The organism is Bacillus sp. JJ1609 (assembly GCF_036967045.1).
Lineage (GTDB): Bacteria > Bacillota > Bacilli > Bacillales > Cytobacillaceae > Mesobacillus.
Genome location: NZ_JBALSS010000007.1, coordinates 97,464 through 111,399, shown reverse-complemented (window position 1 = coordinate 111,399; position 13,936 = coordinate 97,464). Strand labels below are relative to the sequence as shown.

Annotated in this window: 15 protein-coding genes; 14 read left to right on the top strand and 1 reads right to left on the bottom strand. The window is 40.4% G+C overall.

Annotated elements, in window-relative coordinates; all coding sequences use genetic code 11:
• Positions 1-204 precede the first annotated feature (204 nt).
• From V7654_RS08325 to V7654_RS08295, 7 genes are all read left to right on the top strand, one after another.
• Positions 205-852 carry a class I SAM-dependent DNA methyltransferase gene (locus V7654_RS08325; protein WP_335429868.1) on the top strand — a complete coding sequence of 216 codons (648 nt, stop codon included), beginning with the start codon at positions 205-207 and terminating at the stop codon, positions 850-852.
• Between the two features lie 22 nt (positions 853-874).
• Complete coding sequence (mtnN, locus tag V7654_RS08320; protein WP_335429866.1) at positions 875-1,570, top strand: 5'-methylthioadenosine/S-adenosylhomocysteine nucleosidase; 696 nt, start codon at positions 875-877, stop codon at positions 1,568-1,570.
• Position 1,571: 1 nt separating this feature from the next.
• Positions 1,572-2,039, top strand: a complete 468-nt coding sequence (locus tag V7654_RS08315) for an S-ribosylhomocysteine lyase (RefSeq protein ID WP_335429864.1) — start codon at positions 1,572-1,574, stop codon at positions 2,037-2,039.
• A 15-nt stretch (positions 2,040-2,054) separates the two neighbouring features.
• Positions 2,055-2,978: a PLP-dependent cysteine synthase family protein gene (locus V7654_RS08310; RefSeq protein ID WP_335429863.1), complete on the top strand. Its 924-nt coding sequence runs from the start codon at positions 2,055-2,057 to the stop codon at positions 2,976-2,978.
• A complete protein-coding gene (locus V7654_RS08305; RefSeq protein WP_335429861.1) occupies positions 2,979-4,112 on the top strand; it encodes a bifunctional cystathionine gamma-lyase/homocysteine desulfhydrase in 1,134 nt (377 codons plus the stop codon).
• Between the two features lie 200 nt (positions 4,113-4,312).
• Positions 4,313-6,061, top strand: a complete 1,749-nt coding sequence (locus tag V7654_RS08300; protein WP_335429859.1) for an ABC transporter transmembrane domain-containing protein — start codon at positions 4,313-4,315, stop codon at positions 6,059-6,061.
• A 5-nt stretch (positions 6,062-6,066) separates the two neighbouring features.
• Positions 6,067-7,860 (top strand): ABC transporter ATP-binding protein, encoded by a 1,794-nt coding sequence (locus tag V7654_RS08295; protein ID WP_335429857.1) that lies wholly within the window; start codon positions 6,067-6,069, stop codon positions 7,858-7,860.
• A 50-nt stretch (positions 7,861-7,910) separates the two neighbouring features.
• On the opposite strand, the gene V7654_RS08290 is transcribed toward V7654_RS08295, so the two are convergent.
• Entirely contained in the window at positions 7,911-8,081 is a 171-nt protein-coding gene (locus V7654_RS08290) for an aspartyl-phosphate phosphatase Spo0E family protein (RefSeq protein ID WP_335429856.1), read from the bottom strand.
• Between the two features lie 303 nt (positions 8,082-8,384).
• Here V7654_RS08290 and V7654_RS08285 point away from each other — a divergent pair, with 303 nt between their 5' ends.
• The 7 genes from V7654_RS08285 to V7654_RS08255 all read left to right on the top strand — a co-directional run bounded on the left by V7654_RS08285 (position 8,385) and on the right by V7654_RS08255 (position 13,922).
• Positions 8,385-9,092, top strand: a complete 708-nt coding sequence (locus V7654_RS08285; RefSeq protein WP_335429854.1) for a cytochrome c biogenesis CcdA family protein — start codon at positions 8,385-8,387, stop codon at positions 9,090-9,092.
• 193 nt (positions 9,093-9,285) lie between these two features.
• A complete protein-coding gene (locus V7654_RS08280) occupies positions 9,286-9,645 on the top strand; it encodes a response regulator (protein WP_335429853.1) in 360 nt (119 codons plus the stop codon).
• Positions 9,646-9,729: 84 nt separating this feature from the next.
• The gene (locus V7654_RS08275) at positions 9,730-10,197 is read left to right on the top strand and encodes a CcdC family protein (RefSeq protein WP_335429851.1); all 468 of its coding nucleotides are present in this window, start codon (positions 9,730-9,732) and stop codon (positions 10,195-10,197) included.
• A 335-nt stretch (positions 10,198-10,532) separates the two neighbouring features.
• Positions 10,533-11,750 (top strand): MFS transporter, encoded by a 1,218-nt coding sequence (locus tag V7654_RS08270; RefSeq protein ID WP_335429849.1) that lies wholly within the window; start codon positions 10,533-10,535, stop codon positions 11,748-11,750.
• Positions 11,751-11,819: 69 nt separating this feature from the next.
• Positions 11,820-12,113: a YciI family protein gene (locus V7654_RS08265; protein ID WP_335429847.1), complete on the top strand. Its 294-nt coding sequence runs from the start codon at positions 11,820-11,822 to the stop codon at positions 12,111-12,113.
• A gap of 114 nt (positions 12,114-12,227) precedes the next feature.
• Positions 12,228-12,845 carry an FMN-binding negative transcriptional regulator gene (locus tag V7654_RS08260; protein ID WP_335429845.1) on the top strand — a complete coding sequence of 206 codons (618 nt, stop codon included), beginning with the start codon at positions 12,228-12,230 and terminating at the stop codon, positions 12,843-12,845.
• An 84-nt stretch (positions 12,846-12,929) separates the two neighbouring features.
• Positions 12,930-13,922, top strand: coding sequence for a quinone oxidoreductase family protein (locus tag V7654_RS08255; protein WP_335429843.1), 993 nt, complete (start codon positions 12,930-12,932; stop codon positions 13,920-13,922).
• The last annotated feature ends 14 nt before the right edge of the window (positions 13,923-13,936 follow it).

Here is a 13,936-nt window from a genome sequence, read left to right as displayed (position 1 = left end):
ATAGTTAGTATACACTACCAATTAAGTGTTTTCCTTCTGATTTTATTGTAGTCAGCTAACTAAACATAGTTGAAAATTATAAAGTAAAACATAACAGTCAATAATTGATTTCGAATTATTTGTATGCTACTATGTGACCTATAAAGTTTTAATTCATACTATACTTATAGGATTTATATAAATTAAAAATGCGGAGTGAATACAATGGGCAGAGAGTTTATTCCTTTATTTGATGATTGGGCTAACTATTATGAACAAACTGTTTCAGGACAGGATGAAGAATATAAAGAAGTCTTTGAAAATTATGATAATATATTAGAAACGGTGGCTTTAAAATCCCAAGGAACAGTTGTGGAATTTGGAGTGGGAACCGGTAATCTGACAGAGAAACTGATTGCTGCTGGAAGAGAAGTATATGGAATTGAGCCTTCGAAGGTAATGAGGGGGATGTCAAAAGCTCGTTTTATGCAGTTGGAATTGTTTGATGGCGATTTTTTAGACTTTCCTGACTTGCCTGGAAAGATTGACTCGATTGTCAGCACTTATGCATTTCACCATTTAACAGATGATGAAAAGGACTCAGCACTTGCAATATACAGCAAGTTGTTGCCTGAAAAAGGCAAGGTGGTTTTTGCTGATACAGCTTTCATCAATGAAGAGGATCGTCAAGAGCGATATCGAACTGTCACAAAACAAGGCTATAACAACTTGTTGGAGGATCTTCAGAGAGAGTACTATACAACGCTTGATGTACTTGATGAGCTTTTCAAGAAAAATGGATTCCAGGTCAGATTCGAAAAATTAAACTCCTACGTCTGGCTGATGGAGGCCGTAAAAGAAAACCGTATTTAACATTGATTGGAGAGGTGTACCTATGAGGGTTGGAATTATCGGAGCAATGGATGAAGAAGTTGAATTATTGCGGAGCAAGCTCATCGATCGAGAGGATACGAGTCTTGCAGGAACAGAGTTTTATCAGGGCAAGATTGATAGTCTAGAAGTTGTATTGCTTAAATCAGGAATAGGGAAAGTGAATGCAGCTTTAGGTACAGCTTTATTGATTGAAAAATTCAAGCCAGATTTCATTATCAATACAGGGTCGGCTGGCGGTTTCCATAGGGATTTAAATGTTGGTGATGTAGTCATTTCGACAGAAGTTCGTCACCATGACGTGGATGTCACTATTTTTGGTTATGAATATGGTCAGGTTCCAAGAATGCCTGCCTACTACTCTCCGGATCAAAGGCTTGTCAGCATAGCTGTAAAAAGTGCCGAAAAAATAAATGGTATCCAGGTTGCTGAAGGGTTGATTGCTTCCGGTGATTCCTTTATGAATGATCCTGAACGAGTCGAGTTCATAAGGTCGAAGCTGCCTGATTTATTTGCTGCTGAAATGGAAGCGGCAGCGATCGCTCAGGTTGCCTACCAGTTTGAAGTACCTTTTGTCATTATCAGGTCACTATCCGATATTGCCGGAAAAGATTCAAATATATCATTTGATCAGTTTTTGGAAACTGCCGCAAAAAATTCTGCAGAATTGATTTTATTAATGTTAGAGGAGCTGAAGTAGAATGGTTAAAAAAATGAATGTTGAAAGCTTCAATCTCGATCATACAAAAGTAGCAGCACCTTATGTTCGTCTCGCAGGCACAACTCAAGGAGCTAACGGTGATGTTATCAATAAATACGATATTCGCTTCTGCCAGCCGAACAAAGAACATATGGAAATGCCAGGTCTTCATTCCCTTGAACATCTGATGGCTGAGAACATCCGCAATCATCATGACACTGTAGTAGATATCAGTCCAATGGGCTGCCAGACAGGGTTTTATTTAGCTGTCATCAACCATGATGACTATGATGATATTCTTGTAGTCTTAGAAAAAACACTGAAGGATGTCCTTGAAGCTGAGGAAGTTCCGGCATGCAACGAAATTCAGTGCGGCTGGGCAGCGAGTCACAGCCTTGAAGGCGCGAAAGAAATTGCGGCTAAGATGCTGGCGAAGAAGGATGAATGGCGCCAGGTGTTTGCTGAATAAGGAGAGTCTTTGGAAATGACAGTGTACCGCAGTATTCATGAAATGATTGGACAGACACCAATGCTTGAGCTAACTCAATTTCAACTGCCAAACAATGTCCGTTTATTTGCAAAGCTGGAATACCTGAATCCAGGAGGCAGTATTAAGGACCGCCTGGGACAGGAATTGGTTGAAGAGGCGTTCAGATCAGGCAAATTAAAAGCAGGTGGGACCATTATCGAGCCGACAGCAGGCAATACTGGGATTGGCCTAGCTTTAGCTGCAATTAACAGGGACATTAAGGTAGTTTTTGTGGTTCCTGAAAAATTCAGTATTGAAAAGCAGGAAATCATGAAAGCTTTAGGGGCGGAAATTGTTCATACTCCCACTGCTGAAGGAATAGAAGGGGCAATTCGTAAAACAAACCAATTGCTTGAAAAAATTCCTGACTCTTATTCTCCTTCACAATTTTCTAATCCTTCAAATCCGGAAACATACTACAAAACTTTAGGACCAGAGATTTGGAAAGAACTTAATGGTGAAATTGATATTTTTATAGCAGGAGCTGGGTCTGGTGGAACCTTTATGGGTACCGCTCGATTTTTAAAAGAAAAGAATCCGATGATCAAGACAGTAATCGTTGAACCGGAAGGATCCATTATCAATGGCGGAGTTTCGGGCCCTCATAAAACAGAAGGGATAGGCATGGAATTCCTCCCTGACTTTATGGATTCTGCTTTTTTTGATGGGATTCAGACCATTTTAGATCGAGATGCATTTGAAAGTGTAAAGGAATTGGCGAGTAAAGAGGGAATCCTCGCTGGCAGTTCTTCCGGAGCTGCTCTTCACGCTGCCATGATTGAAGCAGAGAATGCCCCGCCAGGCTCAAAAATTGTAACGGTCTTCCCTGATGGAAGCGATCGTTATTTAAGCAAGAAAATCTATGAAGGGGGTATTTAAATGAAACGAAAAACAAAATTGATTCACGGAGGAATACCAGGAGACAAAGCGACTGGTGCGGTATCTTTTCCTATATATCAAGTAAGCACGTATAAACAAGACGAAGTGGGTGTGCATAAGGGCTACGAGTACTCCAGGACAGGGAATCCGACCCGTTTTGCGCTTGAAGAATTGATTAAGGATTTGGAAGAAGGGAAAAGAGGATTCGCTTTTGGATCCGGGATGGCGGCAATTACAGCAGTGATGATGCTGTTCAGTTCTGGTGATCATATCATCCTGACAGATGACGTTTATGGCGGAACTTATCGAGTGATGAACAAGGTTCTTAACCGGATTGGTATCGAATCCACTTTTGTAGATACGACTGACCTTGAAGCAGTAAAATCAGCGATCAAACCTAATACGAAAGCATTATATATCGAGACGCCTACCAATCCGCTCTTAAAAGTAACTGACATTAAAGCATCTGCCCAACTGGCAAAGGAATATGACCTTTTAACGATTGTTGACAATACCTTCAGCACACCTTACTGGCAGACTCCGCTTACTCTGGGTGCGGATATCGTTCTTCATTCTGGAACGAAGTACCTTGGAGGACATAGTGACGTTGTGGCAGGACTCGTTGTCGTAAATGATAAACAGCTAGCTGATGAACTTCACTTTGTCCAGAACTCTACAGGCGGAATATTAGGACCACAGGATTCGTGGCTGCTAGTAAGAGGGATCAAGACCCTTGGCTTGCGTATGGAAGCCCATGAAACCAGCACAATGAAAATCGTAGAGTTCCTCTCAGGGCATGAGGGTGTGGAGAAAATCTACTATCCTGGCCTGGAAACTCATCCACAGCATGCGATTGCAAAAGAGCAAGCAGGTGGATTTGGCGGTATGGTAAGCTTTGACGTAGGCAGCGCAGAAAAAGCTGCAGAAGTTCTAAGCAAAGTAAAATACTTTACCCTGGCTGAAAGCCTTGGTGCAGTCGAAAGCTTGATTTCAGTCCCGGCTAAAATGACACATGCCTCCATTCCGGCAGAAAGGCGTGCTGAGCTAGGGATTACTGACGGATTAATCCGTATTTCTGTAGGAATCGAAGATGTTGAAGACTTAATTGAGGATTTAAAGCAGGCATTATCATAAAAGACAGAAGCTCCCGGTTACATCCGGGAGCTTCTTTTGTATGGGAATTCTTTAAATGTGTATCATTTGTCAAATAGAAAGAGGGTTTTTCATAGTTCAGTGATAGAAAATAACCCGCTTGCAAAATTATAAAAATCTTCCCCATTTTACAAAAATTTGTTAAACTATTTAAGCATTTGAGGGGTTTGGGGGAAATATATATGAGCGTATTTAAGGATTTGATGTGGTATTTCAAGGCGGAGAAGAAAGCCTATTTAACAGGGGTTTTCCTGTTATTGTTTGTCGCTCTGCTGCAGCTTGTGCCGCCAAGGATCATTGGCATTGTTGTCGATGAAATTACAAATGGGACACTGACTGCAGGCACACTTGGCAAATGGATTTTTGTGCTTGCTGCTTCAGGGATGGCAATGTACACATTGCGCTATTATTGGCGAATCATGATTTTCGGATCGGCAGTAAAATTGTCTCGTTTATTAAGGAACCGTCTATATGCTCACTTTACGAGCATGTCGCAGTCGTTTTACCAGAAAAGAAGAACCGGAGATTTGATGGCCCACGCGACAAACGATCTTTCGGCAATCCAGCAGACAGCCGGTGCAGGGGTGCTTACCTTTGTGGACTCTCTGGCAACAGGCGGATTTGTCATCATCGCGATGGCGGCTACAATCAGCTGGAAGCTGACATTGATTGCACTGATTCCAATGCCGCTTATGGCGATCCTTACGAGCTGGTACGGAACTATGCTTCATCAGCGCTTCCATAAGGCACAGGAAGCCTTCTCGGATTTGAATGATAAAACGCAGGAAAGTATTACTGGAATCAAGGTCATCAAGACTTTTGGTCAGGAAAAGGAAGACATAGAAGACTTCCGGAAACAATCTGAAGACGTGGTTAAAAAGAATATCGCGGTGGCGAAGGTGGACTCCCTTTTTGACCCGACGATTTCAATCATTGTTGGGATTTCCTTCTTTTTATCAATTGCGTTTGGATCAAGATTTGTTTTAAATGGTGAATTGACGATCGGACAGCTTGTGGCGTTCACTTCCTATTTAGGATTGCTGATCTGGCCGATGCTCGCTTTTGGCTGGTTCTTCAATATCGTCGAAAGGGGCCGCGCATCCTATGACCGAGTATCAGCGCTGCTTGACGAAAAAATAGATATCCAGGACAAACCAGATTCACTCGACATTGTCCCGCATGGCCGCATCGACTACAATATTCGTTCATTTACTTATCCAAATGATCAGGAACCTATTTTAAAGGATATTGTATTTGGACTTGGCAAAGGGCAAACACTCGGAATCGTTGGAAAAACAGGAGCAGGTAAAACAACTTTGCTTAAATTGCTGATTCGTGAATTCGATCTGATGAATGGAAATATAAGCATTGGTGGCCGGAACATTCAGGATTATAAAATGGAAAGATTAAGAGAGGCAATCGGGTATGTTCCACAAGACCATTTTCTTTTTTCGGCAACAGTCCAGGAGAATATTGCCTTTGCAAACCCTGCAGTTAACAAGGAAGTAATCTTTGATGCAGCGAAAATCGCAAATATCCATGATGATATCCTCGAATTTACCGATGGATATGAAACGGTTGTAGGCGAGCGAGGAGTTTCGCTTTCCGGAGGGCAAAAGCAGCGGATTTCAATCGCAAGAGCACTAGTGATGAATCCCGAGATCCTCATATTGGATGATTCGTTATCGGCTGTTGACGCTAAAACAGAGGAACAAATTTTATCTGCATTAAAAGAAAATAGAAAAGATAAGACAACGATCATCACAGCCCACCGCTTGAGTGCAATTCACCATGCTGACCTGATCATCGTTCTTGATGAAGGTGAAATCGCTGAACGTGGTTCGCATGATCAGCTGATGGAACAAGACGGCTGGTATAAGGATATGTATGTAAGGCAGCAGCTTGAAGAGCTTGTCGAGCAGGGAGGGTGACATTGATGGAAAAGACACCTGTATTAAACGCAAAAGAGCAGCGATTTGTGCTGTTCAGGCTTCTTGCATATGCAAAGCCACATTTAAAAAAGATCTTGGTCGCCTTTGGCTTCTTGCTGCTTGCGACCGTGGGAGATGTTTTAGGTCCAATCCTGGTAAAGATTTTTATTGATGATTACTTAAGGGAAGGCTATCTGCCTTTCAAACCCCTTATTATGCTTGGGACAGCTTACATGGGGATTCAGGTACTGAATGTTTTAGTTTCTTATTTCCAGCTGCTGAAATTCCAGGAGATTGCCCTTAAGATTATTCAGCAAATGCGGATTGATGTTTTTACAAAGGTACAGCAGTTAGGATTGAAATACTTTGACAAAACACCTGCAGGGTCGCTTGTTTCAAGAGTAACAAACGACACAGAAGCGATTAAGGACATGTTTGTCAGTGTAATCGCGACCTTTATCCAAAGTGGTTTCTTATTAGCTGGTATCTTCGTGGCGATGTTCATTCTTAACGTGAAGCTTGCGTTATTCACGATGCTGATTTTACCGCTGATTGTGTTCATTATGAGCATGTACAGAAAGCTTAGTTCAAAGTTTTACCAGGATATGAGGGAACGCTTAAGCCAGCTGAATGCTAAATTGAGCGAATCACTACAGGGAATGGCGATCATTCAGATGTTCCGTCAGGAAGAAAGGCTGAAGAAAGAATTTGGCGATATTAATGATAAGCACTTTGAAGCGGGCATGAAAAATATCAAGGCAGATGGACTTCTTTTAAGGCCGGCAGTAGACCTTGTATATGTATTCGCACTTATCATCGTACTGAGCTTTTTCGGGATCACATCCTTTAACAGTCCGATTGAAATTGGTGTCCTGTATGCGTTCATCAATTACCTTGACCGCTTTTTTGAACCGGTTAACAATATGATGATGCGGCTGTCGATGTATCAGCAGGCAATCGTAGCAGCATCGAGGGTATTTAAACTCCTTGATGAGCAAGAACTTGCGCCAGCGCAAACTGGTTCAGTATCCAAGGGAATTAATGAAGGTCAAATTGAATTCAAGGACGTTAGCTTCTCATATGATGGGAAGCGTGATGTTCTGAAAAATATTAGCTTTACGGTAAATCCAGGAGAAACCCTGGCTTTTGTCGGCCATACTGGAAGCGGTAAGAGCTCGATCATCAATTTGCTGATGCGTTTCTATGAATTCAAGCGCGGGGAAATCCTGATTGATGGTTCTTCGATAAAAAATTATCCGGTAAATGAATTGCGTGAAAAGATGGGGCTTGTTCTCCAGGATCCATTCCTGTTTTATGGAACGGTGGGGGAGAATATTAAGCTGCATAACAGTGATTTGAATGAAGATGATATCAGGAAAGCAGCAGAATTCGTCCAGGCGGATTCGTTCATAGAGAAGCTTGAGGATGGCTATGACCATAAGGTAACGGAGCGAGGTTCTACTTTCTCAAGCGGGCAACGACAGCTGATTGCCTTCGCAAGGACGATTGCCGCGAATCCGAAGATTCTTGTCCTAGATGAAGCAACGGCTAATATAGATACGGAAACTGAAGAGGCGATCCAGACGGCACTCGCAAAAATGCGCCAAGGCAGGACCACGATTGCGATTGCCCATCGTTTGTCGACGATACAGGATGCGGATCAGATTGTCGTGCTGCATCATGGAGAAATCGTCGAACGGGGTACACATCAGGAGTTGCTTGCGCATCAGGGACTTTACCATAAGATGTATTTACTGCAAAATGGTTCAGTCGAGAGGCTGGAAGATGTAGTAGGATAACAATCGAAAAAAATAAAACAGCTACAACGCCGGATGCGTTTAGCTGTTTTTTAATGGGTCGGAACTTTTTTTATGTATGCCCGGTTATATTCATTCAGTAGTTCATCAAGCTCTTGGCTGTGATGGATCGCAATGTTTGAGCTGAGGCCGTTCTTCGAAGCGATTTGAATCAATTCTTCACGTTTCTTCTCAATAAGGGTGATCAGTTGCTCTTTAGACAATGTGAAAATCCTTTCCTGTTTTATCTCTTGGCAGTCTATCAAACTAAATTTATGTAAAAAGGTTATAAATATAGAAATAATTTCAAGTGCTATATTAGTATATAGCATTTGCTGCCAAATTTCAAAAGAAACATTTGTAAAAAAATTCCCTGCTAAATTAAACACCATCTTAGTTTACCCAGATATTTTAACGTTAAACATCATTTTTATAGAATTAATAAATTGTTCACAGCTTATATATTATAATGAGATTGAAATTTTGTTAGAATAGGAACAAATCGACTAATTATTGGAGTTGTGATCATGACAGATATAAATATATTTATAGCCTTGAGTGCTGGATTCCTGAGCTTTATTTCTCCATGCTGCCTGCCGCTATATCCTGCATTCTTATCATATATTACCGGGATGTCAGTCGGGGAACTGAAAGGTGAAAATGCAATGCTGCAGAAACGCAGCCTGCTGCATACACTATTTTTCCTTTTAGGCTTCTCAATGATCTTTATTGCAATCGGCTTTGGAACATCATTCCTGGGCCAATTTTTCATCCAATACCAGGACTTAATCCGTCAGCTTGGCGCGATTTTTATCATTGCATTTGGTTTGATGGTCATTGGCTTTTTTAAACCGGAATTCCTAATGAAAGATCGGAAGTTCGAGTTCAAGAACCGTCCTTCAGGTTATTTTGGTTCTTCCTTGATTGGTATGGCATTTGCTGCGGGATGGACTCCATGTACTGGTCCAATTCTGGCGTCTGTTATCCTTCTGGCTGGTTCAAATCCAGGGTCAGGAATGCTTTATATGATCGCTTATACACTTGGCTTTGCAATCCCTTTCTTCATTCTTTCATTTTTCATAGGAAAAATGCAGTGGATACGCAAGCATAATGTCAAGATCGTTAAAATTGGCGGCTATATCATGATTTTAGTCGGTGTCATGCTATTTTTTGACTGGATGACAAAACTGATTTCCATACTTTCTATGATGTTTGGCGACTTTACAGGTTTTTAAAAAACATTATAGACTTCGAATTGCTTAAGAGATATATGTCCATAAATGAGATTTTTTTCATAAGTTATTTTTTCCAATTCAGCATATTCTTAGTGTATTAACATTGAAATTAATTTATAAATATAGTTATATTGTATTAGAAGGGAAATATAATAGATTTATACTTGTTGTGATTGTCGGGGAGGATACAGCGATGGCCAGAATTTTGATAGTTGACGACGCAAAATTTATGAGAATCACTTTAACGAATATATTGAAAAAAGCGAATCACGAAATCGTAGGGGAAGCAGAAAACGGACGTGAAGCAGTAAGGCTATATCGCGAGTTGAAACCCGATCTAGTGACAATGGACATTACTATGCCTGAAATGAGTGGGCTTGATGCGGTAAAAGAAATCAAAAAGGATTTTAATGACGCAAAAATCATTATGTGTTCGGCTATGGGACAACAAAAAATGGTCGTAGATGCCATAGAAGCTGGAGCAAAGGATTTTATTGTCAAACCGTTCGACGGATCACAGGTAGTAGATTCAGTTTCAAGGGTATTAAGATAATAAACAGCCATTTAAGTCTATCTTAAATGGCTTATTTTCATTATAATAATAGTGGAAATCTACAAATAAAGGATGGAAATGTGAATGAATTATGTTGTGGCTTCAACAGTTGGTGCTGTCGGTATGGCCGTTTTTGTTACAGCCGTGCGCATGAAAGCTGCCAAAAAACCAGCCAGCGCAAAGAAAATCATCTTACCGCCAATCTTCATGAGCACTGGAGCGCTCATGTTCATTTTCCCGATGTTCAGGGTACACTTTTTGCAAATCATTGAAGCTTTGTCAGTCGGAATGCTTTTTTCAATCCTGCTGATTAAAACTTCCCAATTTGAAATCCGCGATCGAGATATCTATCTCAAAAGATCGAAAGCATTTATTTTCATTTTAATCGGCCTATTAATTGTACGTGTGGTTGCAAAGCTTTTGCTCAGCAGCACAATTGATGTAGGCGAGCTCAGCGGTATGTTTTGGATTCTGGCCTTCGGAATGATTGTTCCATGGCGGATTGCGATGTATTTGCAGTTCCGTAAGCTTCAAAGCGAGCTGCGCGGTTGATTCAGTTTTCGAATAATGTAAATCTTATCCCCTTATCTTTATGATGAGGGGATTTTTTTTTGCAAAGTTTTTGTGAAAAGTGGAGATCATTTGTGGGGAAATTTTGTTCTGCAGATTTTAGTTAGAAAGGGAAATGCTCGATTGCTGCCGAATATACATTAAGTCACAATTTGATTTTTAAAGACTAATGATACTGATGAGTTAATATAATTCTCTTTTATTTTCAACTCCCCCTGGAAATAAAAGCTCACCAATAGAAGGAGAAAATGATGAATAATAGTCCAATTTAAAAGCTCCCTAGTAATTGATTTATTCAGGTAAACGGGGGAGTTAAAATGAAAACAAATAAAAGCTTTATCTATTTAATTCTTGGCCAAACGCTGGCAAATATAGGCGATGTTTTCTATACCATTACGGTTATCAGTGTTTTATATAAACAAACGGAATCTGCTGCGCTAACCTCGATGGTTCCTTTTACGATTACGATGTTCATGTTTATTTCAAGCCTTTTGACTCCTATTCTAGTTGGCAGAATCAATTTAAAGTATCTTTTGCTCTGGCCACAATTAGGGAAGACGGCTATTATGTTTGGGCTCAGTTCTTATTTTATGACAGGAATGAACCTGAATAGTTTTTACTTAATATTTATATTCATTGCTGCAATAGCATTTCTTGATGGATGTGCAAATCCAGTCAAACTGGCTATGATCCCTCAATATGTTGAGGAAAAAGATTTGGTTAGGGCGAACGGCATAAGTGAAACGGTAAATCAATTTATCCAGGTATTTATGTGGTTTATCGGAGGAATTATATTGTCCATTTCCTCCGTTGAATTTATTCTTTGGTCGGTCACTCTGATTTTTGTTTTTGCAAGTTTAGTAATTAGTTTTCTTAAGCCTGTTGAATCTATGCCGGTAAAAGAGGAGAAAAAGCGAAACCAAATAACCAGTGGATGGAAGACAATTGTTGAGACTCCAGCCCTTTTGAGGATAGCAATCATTGATTTCCTCGAATCATTTGCTGAAGCAGTCTGGGTGTCAGCAATCATTTTGGTTTTTGTGACAGAAGCACTTAATCAAAATGAAGCCTGGTGGGGGTTTATTAACGGAGCATTTTTCACGGGACTCATACTTGGGAGCGTTTTTAGTGTGAAATATGATTTTTTCATTGAAAAGAACCTAAGTAAATTCTTTTATATTAGCGCCATGGCGAGCTTTATTCTGACCAGCTTATTCAGTTTTACAACGATTCCAGTGATGGCATTAATAATATCCCTGTTATTGGGTATATCTGGTCAGCTTGAAGGTATTCCAAAACAGACAATCATTCAAAAAAGTGTTTTGAAGGAGAATCTTGCAGCAGTCTACACTTCTTTGAGCAGCATCGCTACAGGAACTTTTGGGATTGCAGCTGTCACTATGGGATTGATCGCAGAGATCATTGGAATACGGGCCGTTTTTATTACGGCGAGTCTATTGCTCTTAATTGTCAGTGTCATCGCGTTTAGGGGCAGGAATTTATTTGGGGGAGAAACAATGAAAATACAGAACTAGGACACAAGGGCATTGTTCATTTGATACAATGCCCTTGTGTAGATTGGACACTATGGGAGGAGTTTGTATATGGGAGAGTTTGTTTATTTGATTCGGCCGGTTAGGCAGGGTTTTATTGAGACGATGACGGAAGAGGAAAGCGGGATTATGAAAAGGCATTTTGATTATTTAAATGCGTTGCTTTCTGAAGAAAAACTTATCCTGGCGGGTCCTTGTTTGGATGGTGCTTTTGGGATTGTTGTTTTTCGGGAGGAAACACTGGATGCTGCACGTGAAATCATGGTAAATGATCCAGCAGTTCTGCATGGGCTGATGAGTGCTGATCTTCATCCTTATCGTGTTTCATTGATGCAATCAAGATAATTTTAGGTTACTTGATTCAGGTGTCGGAATAGGTGGGAGGATGCTTTAAAGAAACGGTCATCTTTATGGGATTGCTGCTCAAATTTTCGGCTGATTGAAAAGGGGAGAATACTAATGTATATACCGAAGCACTTCATAATCGCTGATGAAACCATTATTTTCGACGTAATCGAGAGTTTCAGCTTTGCAACCCTAATTTCCCAGCATCAGGGTGAGCCTTATGCTACTCATCTTCCCCTCATATTAAATAAAGAGGAGAGGGTATTGTATGGGCATTTTGCTCGAGCGAATGAACAATGGAAGGATACTCGAGACCAGAAGATCCTGGTAATTTTCCAGGGTCCGCATAGCTATATTTCTCCATCCTGGTACGAAACGAACAAGGCAGTTCCTACCTGGAATTATGTTGCCATCCATGTATACGGTGAGCTGGAAATCATCGAAGATAAAAATGTCATTTTCAACACATTAGACGATATGGTGAAAAAATATGAGAGACCCGATAGCGACTACAATATAAATATTGTGGAACCAAGTTATATAGAAGGAATGAGCAAAGGGATAGTAGCATTTAAAATTAAAATCTCAAAAATTGAAGCAAAGGCTAAACTTAGCCAAAACCACCCTGTTGAACGGCAAAAATTAATTCTAGGGCAGCTAGAAAACTCCTCCTCTGAAAATGACAACCTTATTGCCTCCCTTATGAAGAAGAATCTTGATAAGTATTGCTAATCACGCTGCATAATCTTTTCGAATTTTCATCTTATCATCCCATCTATTACATTAAAGGGGACTTGAAAATTAGGAGTTGAGTGTATGAAAGCTATATTAGTGACGGAATTTGGCGGGCCTGAATTTTTAAAATATGAAGAGGTAGCTGTTCCTGAAATTAATTCGGATGAAGTATTAATTAAAGTTGTTAAAACAAGCGTTAACTTTGCAGATATTAAATCAAGATACGGTAAAAAGGGTGCAAAGCTTCCCTTTATCCCTGGGCTGGATGCAGCGGGATATATTGAAAAAATAGGATCAAACGTGAAAGATTTAAGAAAAGGCCAAAGGGTCATGGCTTTCCCGAAATATGGCTCATATGCAGAATATGTGGTTGCATCTGAGGTATTGGTTTTTCCGATTCCGGATGAACTAGATTTTCAAACGGCTGCGGCAGCCCCAATAGTATCTTTTTTATCCTATAGATTGCTGAATGATGTAGCCAGAATTCAAAAAGGTGAATCTGTATTGGTACATGCGGCGGCTGGCGGCGTGGGGACGACAGCCATTCAGCTTGCAAAGGTGATGGGCACGAGTAAGGTGATCGGCACTGTAGGGAGTAAAGATAAAATTAAGACTGCAATAGAAAGTGGAGCTGATCACGTTATTTGTTATCAGGAAGAAGATTTTGCAAAGAGAGTGAACGAGCTTACGAACGGATACGGTGTAGATATTATCTTGGATTCTGTGTCAGGATCTGTAACGGATAACAGTATGAATTGCCTTGCACCATATGGAAGATTGGTTCATTTCGGAAATTCAAGCGGCGATATCGGCAATGTGAAAACGATTGATGTACACGCCAGTTGCAGGTCGCTGCTTGGCTTTAGCTTAGGGACGACAAGAATGCTAAGGCCCTATTTATTAAAGGAAACGGCAGAGCAAGTAATTCCCTACCTTGTTAACAAGCAATTAAAGAAAAAAATAGGACACGAATATTACCTTAGTGAGGCAGCGGAAGCTCATCGACTAATGGAAAACAGGCTTAATCAGGGGAAAATCATTTTAAATGTTGATTCACCGAATTCATGGCAGTAAGAGAGAGGAATTAA

Coding starts and splice junctions, on each gene's coding strand:
- V7654_RS08325 (WP_335429868.1), top strand. CDS start 205: ATGGGCAGAGAGTTTATTCCTTTATTTGATGATTGGGCTAACTATTAT.
- mtnN (WP_335429866.1), top strand. CDS start 875: ATGAGGGTTGGAATTATCGGAGCAATGGATGAAGAAGTTGAATTATTG.
- V7654_RS08315 (WP_335429864.1), top strand. CDS start 1,572: ATGGTTAAAAAAATGAATGTTGAAAGCTTCAATCTCGATCATACAAAA.
- V7654_RS08310 (WP_335429863.1), top strand. CDS start 2,055: ATGACAGTGTACCGCAGTATTCATGAAATGATTGGACAGACACCAATG.
- V7654_RS08305 (WP_335429861.1), top strand. CDS start 2,979: ATGAAACGAAAAACAAAATTGATTCACGGAGGAATACCAGGAGACAAA.
- V7654_RS08300 (WP_335429859.1), top strand. CDS start 4,313: ATGAGCGTATTTAAGGATTTGATGTGGTATTTCAAGGCGGAGAAGAAA.
- V7654_RS08295 (WP_335429857.1), top strand. CDS start 6,067: ATGGAAAAGACACCTGTATTAAACGCAAAAGAGCAGCGATTTGTGCTG.
- V7654_RS08285 (WP_335429854.1), top strand. CDS start 8,385: ATGACAGATATAAATATATTTATAGCCTTGAGTGCTGGATTCCTGAGC.
- V7654_RS08280 (WP_335429853.1), top strand. CDS start 9,286: ATGGCCAGAATTTTGATAGTTGACGACGCAAAATTTATGAGAATCACT.
- V7654_RS08275 (WP_335429851.1), top strand. CDS start 9,730: ATGAATTATGTTGTGGCTTCAACAGTTGGTGCTGTCGGTATGGCCGTT.
- V7654_RS08270 (WP_335429849.1), top strand. CDS start 10,533: ATGAAAACAAATAAAAGCTTTATCTATTTAATTCTTGGCCAAACGCTG.
- V7654_RS08265 (WP_335429847.1), top strand. CDS start 11,820: ATGGGAGAGTTTGTTTATTTGATTCGGCCGGTTAGGCAGGGTTTTATT.
- V7654_RS08260 (WP_335429845.1), top strand. CDS start 12,228: ATGTATATACCGAAGCACTTCATAATCGCTGATGAAACCATTATTTTC.
- V7654_RS08255 (WP_335429843.1), top strand. CDS start 12,930: ATGAAAGCTATATTAGTGACGGAATTTGGCGGGCCTGAATTTTTAAAA.